Source organism: Pseudomonas sp. GW460-LB5 (assembly GCF_059423245.1).
Window position 1 is genome coordinate 71,211 of sequence record NZ_JBWKXT010000006.1, and the last position, 13,675, is coordinate 84,885.

Consider the following 13,675-nt stretch of genomic DNA (forward strand, 5'->3'; position numbering starts at 1 on the left):
GCCTGTAGCCTCCCCGAGCGTTTCTGGACTAAGCATGAGAATACTGATCATTGGCCCCAGCTGGGTCGGCGACATGGTGATGGCGCAGACCTTGTTCCAGTGCCTGAAACAGCAGCACCCCGACTGCGTGATCGACGTGCTGGCCCCCGAGTGGAGCCGGCCGATCCTGGAGCGTATGCCCGAAGTCCGTCAGGCCTTGAGCTTCCCGCTCGGCCACGGCGCGCTGGAACTGGCCACGCGCAGGCGCATCGGCAAATCCCTGGTCGGCCAGTACGACCAGGCCATCCTGCTGCCCAACTCGATGAAGTCGGCATTGGTGCCGTTCTTCGCTGGCATCCCCAAGCGCACCGGCTGGCGCGGCGAAATGCGCTTCGGCCTGCTGAACGATGTGCGCAAGCTGGACAAGGCCCGCTACCCGCTGATGATCGAACGCTTCATGGCCTTGGCGTACGCGCCCGGCGCCGAGCTGCCGCAGCCGTACCCGCGCCCCAGCCTGCAGATCGAAGCGCAAAGCCGCGAGGCTGCGCTGGCCAAGTTCGGCCTGGAGCTGGACCGCCCGGTACTGGCGCTGTGCCCTGGCGCCGAGTTCGGCGAGGCCAAGCGTTGGCCAGTCGAGCATTACGCGGCCGTGGCCGATGCGATGATCCGCCAGGGCTGGCAGGTATGGCTGTTCGGCTCGAAGAACGACCACCCGGTCGGCGAGCAGATCCGTGACCGGCTGATCCCGGGATTGCGCGAAGAATCCTCCAACCTGGCCGGTGAGACCTCGCTGGCCGAGGCCATCGACCTGATGTCCTGTGCCCATGCCGTGGTGTCCAACGACTCCGGCCTGATGCACGTGGCCGCCGCACTGAACCGCCCGCTGGTGGCGGTGTACGGCTCCACATCGCCCGGCTTTACTCCGCCGCTGGCCGACCAGGTGGAGGTGGTGCGTACCGGTATCGAGTGCAGCCCATGCTTCGACCGTACCTGCCGTTTCGGCCACTACAACTGCCTGCGCCTGCTGGACCCGGGCAAAGTCATCGCCGCCCTGCACAGCCTGAGCGGGCCGGACCTGATCGATACCGTGGCCGAGGTCGACTAAGTGCGGGTACTGATCATCAAGACTTCGTCGTTGGGTGATGTGATCCACACCCTGCCGGCGCTCACCGATGCCGCCCATGCCATCCCGGGCATCCGTTTCGACTGGGTGGTGGAGGAAGGCTTCGCTGAAATCCCCGGCTGGCACCCTGCGGTCGACCAGGTTATACCGGTGGCCATCCGCCGCTGGCGCAAGAATCTTTGGCAGACCCTCAAGAGTGGCGAGTGGAAGGCGTTCAAACAGCGTGTGCGCGAGCGCAAGTACGACCTGGTGATTGACGCCCAGGGCTTGGTCAAGTCGGCTTGGCTCACCCGCTACGTGAAGGCCCCGGTCGCCGGCCTGGACCGCTACTCGGCCCGCGAAGGCTGGGCCAGCCGCTTCTATGACCGGCGCCTGTCGGTTGCCACCGGCCAGCACGCGGTGGAGCGGGTGCGCCAGCTGTTTGCCATGGCCCTGGCCTACGACTTGCCAGAGGGCATAGGCGATTACGGGCTGGACCTGGAGCGCCTGCAGCTGCCGCCAGCAGCGCCTTACGTGGTGTTTTTGCATGGCACCACCTGGGCGACCAAGCATTGGCCCGAAGCCTACTGGCGCGAGCTGGCCGAGCGCATGGGTCGGCGCAAGCTGGAAGTGCGCCTGCCTTGGGGCAACGCCGCCGAGAAGGCGCGGGCCGAGCGCATTGCACAGGGCTTGAACAACTGCCAGGTGCTCCCCAAATTGAACCTTGCCGGGGTTGCCCGTGTATTGGCGGCGGCAAAAGCCTGTGTGGCGGTCGATACCGGCCTTGGCCACCTGGCTGCGGCACTCGATGTGCCGACCATTTCGCTGTTCGGCCCGACCAACCCGGGCCTGACCGGTGCCTACGGACGGACCCAGATTCACCAGGCCAGTGACTGGCCTTGCGCTCCCTGCCTGCAGAAGAAGTGCACCTATAAACCGAGCGCCGACGACCTGCGCCGGTTCGATCTGAAACGCGAGTGGCCGCTGTGCTTCACTCGCCTGAATCCCGAGCATGTGGCGGGCCGCTTGAGCGCGTTGCTGCTGGCTGAGGATGTCCGTTGATGCAACTGGCTTTCGTGCTTTACAAATATTTCCCCTTCGGCGGGCTGCAGCGCGATTTCATGCGCATTGCCCTGGAATGCCAGAAGCGGGGCCACCAGATCCGTGTGTACACGCTGATCTGGGAGGGTGACATTCCGCCTGGCTTCGAGGTGCTGGTGGCGCCGGTCAAGGCCATTTTCAACCACCGTCGCAACGAGAAGCTCAGCGCCTGGATGGCCGCCGACCTGGCCAAGCGCCCGGTCGACCGCCTGATCGGCTTCAACAAGATGCCGGGGCTGGACGTGTACTACGCCGCCGACGGCTGCTTCGAAGACAAGGCGCAGACCCTGCGCGGTGGGCTGTACCGCCGCTGGGGCCGCTACCGGCACTTTGCCGAGTACGAGCGTGCGGTGTTCGCCAAGGACGCCCACACCGAAGTGCTGATGATTTCCGAGGTGCAGCAGCCGCTGTTCATCAAGCATTACGGCACCCCGGTGGAGCGCTTCCACCTGCTGCCACCGGGTATTTCCCAGGATCGCCGCGCGCCGGCCAATGCGGCCGAGATCCGTGCCGAATTCCGCAAGGAATTCGACTTGGGCGATGACGACCTGTTGCTGGTACAGATTGGCTCGGGCTTCAAGACCAAGGGTGTGGACCGCAGCCTCAAGGCGCTGGCCGCGCTGCCATCGGCCCTGCGCAAGCGCACGAAGCTGATGGTGATCGGCCAGGACGACCCCAAGGTGTTCCAGTTGCAGAGCGCCACCCTGGGGCTGGGTGAGCAGGTGCAGTTCCTCAAGGGCCGCAGCGACATCCCGCGTTTCCTGCTGGGTGCCGACCTGCTGATTCACCCGGCGTACAACGAGAACACCGGCACGGTGCTGCTTGAAGCGCTGGTGGCTGGCCTTCCGGTGCTGGTGTCCAAGGTGTGCGGCTACGCCCATTACATTGCCGAGGCCGACTGTGGCCTGGTGCTGGACGAGCCATTCGAACAGGAACAGCTCAACGGCTACCTGCAACGCATGCTGGAAGACCCGCAGGCCCGCGCCAGCTGGTCGCGCAACGGCCTGGCGTTTGCTGAAACCGCCGATCTGTACAGCATGCCGCAGCATGCTGCCGACGTGATCCTGGGGCAGAAAACCGCATGAAGCTGATACTGGCCGAACCGTTCAAGCGCCTGTGGGCCGGGCGTGATGCCTTCGATGCTGTAGAGGCGCTGCAAGGTGAGGTCTATCGCGAGCTGGAAGGGCGGCGCACACTGCGTACCGAAGTGGCTGGCGAGGGCTTTTTCGTCAAGATCCACCGCGGCATCGGATGGAGCGAGATCTTCAAAAACCTGCTCACCGCCAAGCTGCCGGTGCTGGGTGCCGGCCAGGAATGGCGGGCTATCCAGCGCCTGCACGAGGTGGGCGTGCCGACCATGACCGCAGTCGCCTATGGCGAGCGTGGCAGTAATCCGGCCACGCAGCACTCGTTCATCATCACCCAAGAGCTGGCGCCGACCATCAGCCTGGAAGACTTCAGTATCGACTGGCTCAAGCAGCCGCCCGAACCGCGTCTGAAGCGTGCGCTGATCGCCGAAGTGTCAAAAATGACCGGCGGCATGCACCGTGCCGGCGTCAACCACCGCGATTGCTACATCTGCCATTTCCTGCTGCACACCGACCGCCCGGTGACGGCGGATGACTTCAAACTGTCGGTCATTGACCTGCACCGCGCCCAGACCCGGGCGACAATCAGCCGCCGCTGGCGCGACAAGGACCTGGCCGCGCTGTACTTCTCAGCGCTGGACATCGGCCTCACCCGGCGCGACAAGCTGCGCTTTTTGCAGGGGTACTTCCATCGCCCGCTGCGGCAAGTGCTCAAAGACGAGGCCCGGTTGCTCGCCTGGCTGGAGTGCAAGGCGCAGAAACTCTACGATCGCAAACAACGCTATGGGGACGCGCTCTGATGGCGGGTTGGACACTGGCGCCAGGCTACGAACACCTGGCGGCGGACTTTGGCAGCCTCGATGCGGTATTTGCCCTGCAAGGCGAGCGCCTGACCCGCGACCCGCTCAGCGAAGTGGTGCGCATCGAGCGTGACGGGGTCAATTACTACGTCAAGCGCTACACCGGGGCTGGCAAGCACATGCGCCGCTACCTGGGGCGGCCGCGCATCAAAGCCGAATGGCAGAACCTCAAGCTGTTCGCCAAGTGGGGTATCCCTACTGCCGAAGTGGTGGCCTGGGGCCTGGAACGCAACGGCCTGGCCTTTGGGCGCGGGGCTATGATCACCCGCGAGCTGCCGAACACCGAAGACTTGTCTGCGCTGGCCGAACGCAACGATACACGCCTGGCCGACCGGGCCTGGGTCGACCATCTCAGTCGTCAGCTGGCGCGCCACACCCGGGTCATGCACGAGCACCGCTTTGCCCATAATGACCTGAAGTGGCGCAACCTGCTGGTCGACGACCAGGGCACGCTATTCTTCATCGATTGCCCCACCGGCGACTTCTGGCGCGGCTTCATGTGGCGGCACCGGATGATCAAGGACCTGGCGTGCCTGGACAAGGTGGCCAAATACCACCTGTCGGCCACCCAGCGCCTGCGTTTCTATCTGCAATACCGTGGCCGCGACCGGCTGAATGTGCGCGACAAAAAGCGCATTCGCCAGGTGCTGGGCTTTTTCGAGGGAAGGGAATGACCGATTACCTGGCCAGCGCGGACCTCGCGCTGCTCAAACGCCATGGCCTGGACGACTTCGAGGCGCTGTGGGCGCTGCAACTGGAGGCGGTGGATGAACCCAACACCGGCCGTGGTGGCTGGAGCAGCGTGTTCCGCCTGGAACTCGAAGGCAAGGGGTACTACCTCAAGCGCCAGAGCGACTACCTGACGCGCACCCTGCACCGGCCGTTTGGCGAGCCCACTTTTGCCCGCGAGTTTCGCAACATCAGCCGCTATCAGAAGCTGCACATTCCGGCCTTGCAGGCGGTGTTCTATGGCGAGCGCAAGCAAGGCGGCAAGCACCGCGCCATCCTGATGACCCGCGCGCTGGACGAGTGGGCCGATCTCGACAGCCTGTTGGCCCACTGGCCACAGCTGGGCGATGCCGAACGCAATGGCATCCTGCAGGCGTGCGGCCAACTGGCGCGTACCCTGCACAGCGCCGGCCAGGTGCATGGCTGCTTCTATCCCAAGCACATTTTCCTGCGCCAGCGACGAGAAGGCTGGGATGCACAACTGATCGACCTGGAGAAGACCCGGCCATTGCTGTTTGGCATGCGTGACCGCCTCAAGGACCTGGAGCCGCTGCTGCGTCGCGCCCGCGCCTGGAGCGAGGCTGATGTGCGCACGATGCTGGCGACTTACCTGGCGCAGCCGGCTGACAGCACGCTGGTCGATACCTGGCTGCAACGCCTGACGCAACGGCGTCGTGAAAAAGAGGCCCGCTGATGCGTTTGTCTGAACTGAAGGACGCCGGGCGCAGCCCGTCGTTGCCCCTGAGCATCACCCTGGCGGACGCCGCCGGCAGCGCCGAACTGCAACTGCTCAGCCTGCTGCGCGTCCTGCCCGGGCAGCGCTATGTGGGCGCTGGTGTGTGGCGCGGTATCCCGGTGCTGGCCAAGCTGCTGGTGGGCGGCAACGCCGCCCGGCATTTCCAGCGCGAACTGCAAGGTGTGAAATTGCTGGCCGAACATGGCCTGACCACACCGAAGCTGCTGGCCGACGGCCTCAAGGAAGGCGAGGGCGGCTGGCTGCTCTTCGAATTCCTCGACGGCGCTGAGAGCCTGGCCGATGCCTGGGCGGCGGTGGAAAGCCTGCCGGTGCTGGCCGACGAACAACACCTGGTGCTGGGCGAAGCGCTCACGGCTGTCGCGCACATGCACGCTCAGGGCCTTTGGCAGGAAGACCTGCACCTGGACAACCTGCTGCGCCATGGCGGCAAGCTGTACCTGATCGATGGCGCCGGTATCAAGGCTGAAACGCCAGGCCAGCAGCTGTCGCGCCCACGTGTACTGGAAAACCTCGGCGTATTCTTTGCCCAGCTGCCCAAGCGCCTGGAACCTTTCATCGAAGAGCTGCTGGTCCACTACCTGCTGGCCAACGCCGAACATGCGTTGCCACTGGAAGCCCTGCAAAAGCAGGTGGACAAGGTGCGCAACTGGCGCCAGAAGGACTACCTGGACAAAGCGGGCCGCGAATGCAGCCTGTTCAGTGTCCAGCGCACACTCTCGGGGTTGCAGGCGATCCGTCGCAGTGAGGTCGAGGCCATGCAGCCGGTACTGGAGCAGGCCGATGCACTGATCGACAGGGGCCACCTGTACAAGACCGGTGGCGCCGCCAGTGTGGCGCGCATCGAGGTGAACGGTCGCAAGCTTGTGCTCAAACGCTACAACATCAAGAACACCGCGCACTGGTTCAAGCGCTTCTGGCGCCCGAGCCGTGCCTGGCATTCGTGGATCGAAGGCCACCGCCTGGAGTTCCTCGACATCGCTACGCCCAAGCCTTTGGCGGTGCTGGAGCAACGGGTCATGGGGCTGCGCAGCCGTGCCTATCTGGTCACCGAGTATGTCGATGGCCCGGACCTGACGGCATGCTTTGCGCCCTACGTCGAAAATGGCGATGCGCCCGAGGAACAGGTGGATGCGCTGGTGCATGTGATGCAGCAGCTGATTCGCGAGCGCATCAGCCATGGCGACTTCAAGGGCCATAACCTGTTCTGGGACAATGGCCGGTGGTCGCTGATTGACCTCGATGCCATGTGCCAGCACGCGACCCAGCTCAGCTTCGCCCCGGCCTACGCCCGGGATCGGGCGCGGCTGTTGCGAAACTGGCCGAGTGGCAGTGCCTTGTACCAGCGGCTGGACCGGTTATTGCCCAAGCTGGGCGATTAAGGCTGTCGATGCGGGCAGTCAGCGGGCTGGCAGTGGCTGATCTGGCAATGCCAGCCAGTCGCTGCTGCGCCCCGCCTGGCGAACGCGTATCAGCCACTGGCCATTCTCGTGGCGCAATACCGCCCACGGCGCCGCGCCAGCGCTGCTGGCGGCTGCCATCTGCAAGTGGTAACGGTCTGGCAGCAAGTGGCGGCGTAAAGGTAACTGCCCGCCCATGAGCGCCAGGTACAGTTGATCTTCAGCCTGGTAGAGCCCCTGTTCGATGTTCAAAGGTGTGCCCGCCAGTGGCGCTTGCAGGTAGCAGTCCTGCAGCAGCTGCGTCAGGTCGGGCAGCCCGTCGTACCAGTGCACCGATGAGTCGATTACCCATTGCCCGTCGGCTCTGCGCTTGAGCGGCTGATGCAGGTAGGCATCCGGTTGGTCAGGGTCGATGGCCCGCCAGCGGTAGCCGTCGAAACTGACCTTGTAGTAGCGGTTGTCGTTATCCTTGACGAAGTACAGCGACAGCCCGCCAAAGGCCGTGGGCTGTTCGTATACCCCTTCACCGTAGATGCCGTCTATGCGATAGCGCAGGTTGGTGCTGTCCGGTTGCGCCTGGAAGCGCGCGGGCAACGGCAATGGCGGTTGCTTGGGCATGCCACGCAGCGAACGGCGCAGCAGGCCAGAGCCTACATAACTGATCGCTGCATCATTGAGGTGGCTGAAGGCGTTGTAGGCGTGGCGCATCACCCCTTCCACATCCTCCTGCTTGAAGGCCTGCACGCCGTCCCAGATGTCGATGGCCATGCGGCCGATCGACAATGCCAACAGGGCTTGGTTGGGCAGCAGCAGGCTGATGAAGTCCACCAGGCGCCAGCTCAGCGCGATGATCGTTTGCGCATTCACTTCCTGGGTCGTCATGCTGTCGGCATCGGCCTGGGCGATCAGCGCCTGGACCTCGGCCCGGTAATAGACAAAAAACAGGTCATCGTTCACTGCAGGGGTTTTTACATGTGTGCCCAGGCGCCCCTTGTCCAGAAGGCGCTGCACCGTGGCTGCGGGTAGCAATGGCAGGCGCTGTGCAATGTACGCCTTCAGCCCGGGCTGCTGGCGCACAGTACGAAGCAGTTCGCGGGTGGTGCGAAAACGGCGCCATGCCCTGCGGTCCGGTGCATCCGGCGTATACAACACGCATGCCTGGGACTTGTAGGGGGTACTGTTGAGCAGCAGCACACCCTGCAGGGTGTGGCCCATGATGTTCAATTGTCGAACCGTGACCGGGTAGCCCGCCACCGGGGCGCGCAAGGTATTGTGCGGTTGATCCAGCACGGCGCACACCCAGTTGTAACCGTGCTCGAAAGGGTCTTCGCCGAAGTGCCCGGCGTAGCGTGCCTTGACTGCTTCTGCACGCATGCGCGCCAGGTTTACCCGGCTGTGTGCGGCCTGGCGCCACTTGCCGGTTCTGGAACCGATAAGTTGGGTATGCAGGTACATTGCGTAGCTGTCGCCCACGTTCAGTTCCCGGATCATGTTTTTCACATACTCCGCCGTTAGGCCAGGTGGTATGGCACACCCTCGGGCATGGACCATGCGCGCGGTAAGCCAGTAGTCGGTGTCGAACCATGGCAGGTTCTTCAGCGCCAGCTGTTCGAGCGTGTTGCTTTCCTCGACCATTTCCACCATCTCATCGCCCACGCGCTGCATGCCGGCGTAGGTGACGTAGGAGGAGGTGGCGAAGGGATGCATGACAGCGCCGGTACGGCGGGCGCGGACGATACTCACCTGAATCTCGCCCGGATCCGCGTCGTACCCCAGGTCGTAGCTCAGGCGCTCGCGCAGGCGTGCATTGGCCCAGCTCAGCAGGCTGTTGCGTTGCTTGAAGTCGTTGAGGCTAAGCACGCCGGGGGCTGCAGCCCGCTCGGCAGTTGCCACCAGCTCCTGCATGGTCTGCATGATATGGCTCAGGCCTTGCGCGGAGGTATTGCGCAGCCAGTTCGGCAGGTTCTTTTCAAGCAGTTGCGAATAGCGCGTCTGCAGGATGGGTTTGGCGCCGACTTCGTGCCGAAGCGCCATGGCCCTGTTCAGCCGGGCGTGCTGGTCGGTTATGTCGACGCTCCATAACCCGGGATCACTCAACCGCTGGCGCTGGGCTTCGATCACACTGTCGACCTGAGCCTCCAGCAGGCTGTCGGCATACCAGTCATAGCGCAGGCGATGCGACCGGCGCGCGCGGTCTGCCTGTTCCTCAAGGTACAGGTGCAGCAGTGGCCGGCTCTGGAGCGGATCCTCCAGGCGTTCGCAGAGCTCTTTGTGCAGTGCGGCAAGGGAATCGAATGCTTCGATACCCTGTGACAGGCTGCACAGCAAGGCGCTGCCTGCGGCGTCTTCTGCCGTGAGCATGTGGCCCTCGACGGTACTGGCAACGATGACCAGAGTGCCTGGGAGGTAGCTGCGCCAGTTGGGCCGCCGGTCTTCCAGCAGTACGCGGTACACCTGTGCCCGCTCGGCCAGAGGCAAGTGCCTGCGTTGTGAGGGCAATGGCTTCTCCAGGCAGGTGCGCAAGAGTTCGGCTTGCCCGTTGCTCAAGGTCTGGTCGGCCACGCGCAATTCGATTTCGGCCAGCATCAGCGCCTTGCGCAGTATCAGCAATTGCTGCCTGGGCGTGTTGCCCTGTTCATCGGCTGTGGCCCAGAAACTGGCCAGCTCGCCGTGTAGCCAGGTGCGCGTGCCGGAGGTGATGGGTTGGTTGAGGGCGATGGTGGGGAGGCCGTCGAGCAGGTCACCGATGTGTCGGTCGATCTGTTCCAGGTGTTCGAGGGGGCGCATGGGGCTGATCCTTGGTTGAGGAAAACCCCATGCTTGGCAATACCCGCAACTGCGTGGTGGTAGCGGGCTAGCGCCGCCGACGCCAGAACAGCCCGCGCAGGCTCAGCAGGGCTGGAAGGCCCAGGCCGGCCCAGGCCAGCACGTCCCAACCACCGTCCCCCAGCAGCGCGGCGAACAGGCCCACGAAGCCCAGCAGGGCAATCACCGCTGGCCAGGCGAAAAGGCGCACAGTGGATTGCGACTGGTGGCTCATGTCCGCGCCTCCCTGGGTTTGCGCTGCTTGCCCCACCACAAGTAGAGGCCGCTGCCGAGCACGATGAGGGTGAGCACATCCAGGACCGCCCACAGTATTTGCATCGGCCGCCCGCCGTAGTCGCCAAAATGCAGCGGCTGCGACAGGCCCATGGCGTCCATGTACCAAGGGCGATCGCCTACGGCAGTCACTGCCAGGGTACGGGCGTCGATCAGCACCGGCGTGAACAGGTGCGAGGTCAGATGGGTGGAGCCGTTCATGAACACCGCGTAGTGGTGCTCGCTGGAAAAGCGCGTGCCGGGGAAGGCAATGAAGTCCGGGCGCATGCCAGGGGCGGCCTGTTCGGCAATCTGCAGCAGGCGTGTGGCTGGCGCGCGGTCGGTGAGCGGCGGGGCATTGCGATACGGTGCGACCATGGTTGCCAGGCTGTCGTTGCGCCAGGCGGCGATGACCAGGTCGGACAGGGCACTGATCACACCGGTCACGCCCACTGTCAACGCCCACGCCAGCGTAACCACGCCGAGCAGGTTGTGCAGGTCGAGCCAGCGCAGGCGGCGGGATTTTTCGTGGCGCACGGTGCCGAACGCCAGGCGGCGCATGAACGGCGCATACAGCACGGTGCCGGAGACGATCGCGACGATGAACAGTATGCCCATGAAGGCCAGCAGCAGCTTGCCGGGCAGGCCGGCGAACATGTCCACGTGCAGGCGCAGCATGACCATCATGAAACCACCATTGGCGGCCGGCATGGCCACTGCCTCGCCGGTACGGGCGTCGAGCATGAAGGTGTGCGACAGGTTGGGGTCGGTGCCCGCAGTGGCGGCGGTGATGGCGACCACGCCGTTGGGTTCGTCTTCGTCGTAGCCGAAGTACTGCATGACCTCGCCGGGGCGATGCTGTTCGGCTTTCACTACAAGCTGCTGCAGGTCGAGGTGCGGGGTGCCTGCTGGCATTTCGCGCAGCTCGGGGGCGTCGCCGAGCAGGTGTTCGAGTTCGTGGTGGAAGATCAGCGGCAGGCCGGTGAGTGCCAGCAGTAGCAGGAACAGGGTACAGACCAGGCTGCTCCAGGTGTGGACCACGGACCAGCGGCGGATGGTGGGGCTTTTCATCACGGTACCGATTTTGTCTGTTGGAACCTGGGGCCGCAAGGCGGCCCCCGCTCATTCAGAACTTGTAAGTGGCGCTGGCGACAACGCTGCGCTCATCGCCGTAGTAGCAGTAGTACCCGTCGCAAGTAGAGAGGTAATCCTTGTTCAGCAGGTTGGTGGCATTGACCGCCACCGAGGCGCCTTGCAGGCTGCTGTTCAGGCGACCCAGGTCGTAATGCACCGACGCGTCGAATACGGTGTAGGCCTTGGCTTTGCCCAGGTAGGTATTGGCCTGGTCACCGTAGGTGTTGCCGGTGTAACGCGCGCCCAGGCCGATGCCGAAGCCGTCGAGCACGCCCGAGTGCCAGGTGTAGTCGCCCCAGATGGACGCCTGCTGGTTCGGCATCAGCTGCAGGCGGTTGCCTTTGAAATCGCCGTCCTGCACCTCGGACTTGGCCAGGGTGTAGGCGGCAATCACCTTCAGGTTTTCGGTCACATCGGAAACCGCTTCCAGCTCAAGGCCGCGGACTTTCACTTCGCCGGTCTGGCTGGTGATGGTCACCCCACCAACGGTGTCGGTGACCGCGACGTTTTTCTGGGTCAGGTCATACACGGCTGCCGACAGCAGGGTGTTGGAGCCTGGCGGCTGGTACTTCACGCCCAGCTCCCACTGTTTGCCCTCGGTGGGTTTGAGCGGGTTCGTTGCCGACACACTGGCATTGCTGGAGGGCTGGAACGACTCGGCATACGACAGGTACGGCACGAAGCCCGAGTCGAACACATAGCTGATGGCTGCGTTGCCGCTGAACTTCTTGTCCCGCTGGGTACTGGTGGCATCGTCCTGGTTGAAGAACTTGGTGCCGGTATGCACCCAGTCCTCGCGACCGCCCAGCGTCAGGCGCCAGTTGCCGAGTGCCATCTGGTCCTGCACATACAGGCCGGTCTGACGGGTTTTCTGGTTGTAGTCATAAAACGCGGTCGAGCGATCCGGGCGGGTGATCGGCAGCCCGTAGACCGGGTTGTTGACGTTGCTGTCCGGCACGTTGAAGCCGAAGATCGACAGGTAGTTGGTATTGACGCGCTGGTGGTCCAGGCCGATCAGCAGGGTGTGGGTAATGTCACCGGTGGCGAAGTCGGCCTGGAAGTTGTTGTCCACCGCGAACTGGCTGATGTCTTCATCGGTATTGGTCGACATGCGGCTGACTGTGCCGTCGTCTTGCACCGGGCCGCCCGGCGAATAGTAACTGCCAGGGGTGATGGTCTGGAACGACAGGTCCGACTTGGTGTAGCGCAGGTTCTGGCGGAACTGCCATACATCGTTGATGCGGTGTTCGAAGGCGTAGCCCAGCGCGTAGTAAGTGCGGTCGTAGAACTCGTAATCCGGGTCACCCAGGTTCTTGTGGTGCGAGATCTTGCCGAACGGCATGTTGATCTTGGTGCCCTGGATGGGCCGGAACTGGCTGGTGGCGCCGGTATCGTCGCGGGTGAACTGGGTCAACAAGGTCAACGTCGTGTCTTCGTCGATGTTCCAGGTCAGGCTTGGCGCGATGTTGTAGCGCTTGTTGTCGATATGGTCGATTTGTGTGCCGCTGTCACGGATCACGCCGCTGACGCCGTACAGAAAGCGGCCGTCGTCGTCGATCTTGCCAGTGCTGGCGAAGTTGATCTGACGATGGTTGTCGCTGCCATATTGCAGCTCGATCTCATGGGCGCTTTCGGCCTGCGGGCGGCGGCTGACCATGTCGAGCAGGCCGCCGGGCGGGGTTTGGCCATAGATCGAGGAGGCCGGGCCACGCAGCAGGGCGAGGCGGTCGAGGTTCCAGGTTTCGGCTTTGGGGTTGGCGTACACGCCGCGTGGCAGCGGCAGGCCATCGAGGAACTGGGTGGGCTCGAAGCCGCGCACGCGCATCCAGTCATACCGCGTGTCGCTACCGAAACTGGCCGACACGATGCCCGGCATGTAGCGCACGGCGTCATCCAGGCTGTGCACGCCACGGTCTTTCATCTGCTCGCGGGTGGCAATGGAGATGGAGCGGGGGGCTTCCACCAGTGCGGTGTCGGTTTTGGTGCCAGCGGCGGTGCGTTTGGCCAGGTAACCCTCTACCGGCCCCCAGGCACTTTCAGAAACGCTGGCGGCGTTCACGGTGGTTTCTGGTAGCGCCAGGCTGCCATCCGGCACCGCCACCAGGCTGTAGCTGCCCACGGTGCTCTGTTGCAGTTGCAGGCCGGTACCGCGCAGGGCGGCTTGCAGGGCGCCAAGGCCGTCGTACTGGCCGCTCACCGCGGCCGAAGTGCGGCCGCTGACCAGTGCCGGGTCGATGGCCAAGGCGATGCCCGCCTGGCTGACGATCTGGTTGAGGGTGGTGGCTAGCGGCGCGCTGGGCAGGTTGTAGGCGCGCGCAGTGGATGGCTCGGCGGCGAACAAGGCAGGGCTGGACAGCGGGGCAGCCAAGCCGATGGCCAGGGCCATGAGGCTGGGGCGCAGGATACGATCAACGGCACGGGACATGCGGCGGTTCCTCGACGGGTAAGTG

The 13,675-nt window shown here is 64.2% G+C and carries 11 protein-coding genes; 7 read left to right on the forward strand and 4 right to left on the reverse strand.

Annotated features, from left to right (window positions below; translation table 11 throughout):
* The first annotated feature begins 34 nt into the window (after nt 1-34).
* The 7 genes from waaF to AC07XM_RS06365 are packed head-to-tail and all read left to right on the forward strand — an operon-like array spanning nt 35 to nt 6,995.
* Nucleotides 35-1,084 carry a lipopolysaccharide heptosyltransferase II gene (gene waaF, locus AC07XM_RS06335; RefSeq protein ID WP_016484555.1) on the forward strand — a complete coding sequence of 350 codons (1,050 nt, stop codon included), beginning with the start codon at nt 35-37 and terminating at the stop codon, nt 1,082-1,084.
* Complete coding sequence (gene waaC / locus AC07XM_RS06340; RefSeq protein WP_016484556.1) at nt 1,085-2,143, forward strand: lipopolysaccharide heptosyltransferase I; 1,059 nt, start codon at nt 1,085-1,087, stop codon at nt 2,141-2,143.
* A complete protein-coding gene (locus AC07XM_RS06345; protein ID WP_016484557.1) occupies nt 2,143-3,267 on the forward strand; it encodes a glycosyltransferase family 4 protein in 1,125 nt (374 codons plus the stop codon). The genes waaC and AC07XM_RS06345 overlap by 1 nt, the downstream gene beginning before the upstream one ends.
* A complete protein-coding gene (rfaP, locus tag AC07XM_RS06350) occupies nt 3,264-4,070 on the forward strand; it encodes a lipopolysaccharide core heptose(I) kinase RfaP (RefSeq protein ID WP_102688921.1) in 807 nt (268 codons plus the stop codon). The genes AC07XM_RS06345 and rfaP overlap by 4 nt, the downstream gene beginning before the upstream one ends.
* Nucleotides 4,070-4,804 carry a lipopolysaccharide kinase InaA family protein gene (locus AC07XM_RS06355; protein WP_016484559.1) on the forward strand — a complete coding sequence of 245 codons (735 nt, stop codon included), beginning with the start codon at nt 4,070-4,072 and terminating at the stop codon, nt 4,802-4,804. Before rfaP ends, AC07XM_RS06355 begins: the two co-directional genes overlap by 1 nt.
* On the forward strand, nt 4,801-5,553 hold the full coding sequence (locus AC07XM_RS06360; protein WP_016484560.1) for a lipopolysaccharide kinase InaA family protein: 753 nt from the start codon (nt 4,801-4,803) through the stop codon (nt 5,551-5,553). The genes AC07XM_RS06355 and AC07XM_RS06360 overlap by 4 nt, the downstream gene beginning before the upstream one ends.
* Nucleotides 5,553-6,995 (forward strand): lipopolysaccharide kinase InaA family protein, encoded by a 1,443-nt coding sequence (locus AC07XM_RS06365; protein WP_060518008.1) that lies wholly within the window; start codon nt 5,553-5,555, stop codon nt 6,993-6,995. Before AC07XM_RS06360 ends, AC07XM_RS06365 begins: the two co-directional genes overlap by 1 nt.
* 18 nt (nt 6,996-7,013) lie before the next feature.
* Here AC07XM_RS06365 and AC07XM_RS06370 read toward each other — a convergent pair whose 3' ends face one another.
* From AC07XM_RS06370 to AC07XM_RS06385, 4 genes are all read right to left on the reverse strand, one after another.
* The gene (locus AC07XM_RS06370) at nt 7,014-9,800 is read right to left on the reverse strand and encodes a dermonecrotic toxin domain-containing protein (protein WP_102688922.1); all 2,787 of its coding nucleotides are present in this window, start codon (nt 9,798-9,800) and stop codon (nt 7,014-7,016) included.
* Between the two features lie 67 nt (nt 9,801-9,867).
* Nucleotides 9,868-10,053 (reverse strand): hypothetical protein, encoded by a 186-nt coding sequence (locus AC07XM_RS06375; RefSeq protein WP_102688923.1) that lies wholly within the window; start codon nt 10,051-10,053, stop codon nt 9,868-9,870.
* Nucleotides 10,050-11,162 carry a PepSY-associated TM helix domain-containing protein gene (locus AC07XM_RS06380; RefSeq protein ID WP_016484564.1) on the reverse strand — a complete coding sequence of 371 codons (1,113 nt, stop codon included), beginning with the start codon at nt 11,160-11,162 and terminating at the stop codon, nt 10,050-10,052. Before AC07XM_RS06380 ends, AC07XM_RS06375 begins: the two co-directional genes overlap by 4 nt.
* 55 nt (nt 11,163-11,217) lie before the next feature.
* Complete coding sequence (locus AC07XM_RS06385) at nt 11,218-13,650, reverse strand: TonB-dependent siderophore receptor (RefSeq protein WP_102688924.1); 2,433 nt, start codon at nt 13,648-13,650, stop codon at nt 11,218-11,220.
* Between the last annotated feature and the right edge of the window lie 25 nt (nt 13,651-13,675).

Bases quoted from the DNA above. Each gene is read 5' to 3' on its own strand.
- AC07XM_RS06385 (WP_102688924.1), bottom strand. From the start codon at position 13,650: ATGTCCCGTGCCGTTGATCGTATCCTGCGCCCCAGCCTCATGGCCCTG.
- AC07XM_RS06380 (WP_016484564.1), bottom strand. From the start codon at position 11,162: ATGAAAAGCCCCACCATCCGCCGCTGGTCCGTGGTCCACACCTGGAGC.
- AC07XM_RS06360 (WP_016484560.1), top strand. From the start codon at position 4,801: ATGACCGATTACCTGGCCAGCGCGGACCTCGCGCTGCTCAAACGCCAT.
- waaF (WP_016484555.1), top strand. From the start codon at position 35: ATGAGAATACTGATCATTGGCCCCAGCTGGGTCGGCGACATGGTGATG.
- AC07XM_RS06355 (WP_016484559.1), top strand. From the start codon at position 4,070: ATGGCGGGTTGGACACTGGCGCCAGGCTACGAACACCTGGCGGCGGAC.
- AC07XM_RS06375 (WP_102688923.1), bottom strand. From the start codon at position 10,053: ATGAGCCACCAGTCGCAATCCACTGTGCGCCTTTTCGCCTGGCCAGCG.
- AC07XM_RS06365 (WP_060518008.1), top strand. From the start codon at position 5,553: ATGCGTTTGTCTGAACTGAAGGACGCCGGGCGCAGCCCGTCGTTGCCC.
- rfaP (WP_102688921.1), top strand. From the start codon at position 3,264: ATGAAGCTGATACTGGCCGAACCGTTCAAGCGCCTGTGGGCCGGGCGT.
- AC07XM_RS06370 (WP_102688922.1), bottom strand. From the start codon at position 9,800: ATGCGCCCCCTCGAACACCTGGAACAGATCGACCGACACATCGGTGAC.
- AC07XM_RS06345 (WP_016484557.1), top strand. From the start codon at position 2,143: ATGCAACTGGCTTTCGTGCTTTACAAATATTTCCCCTTCGGCGGGCTG.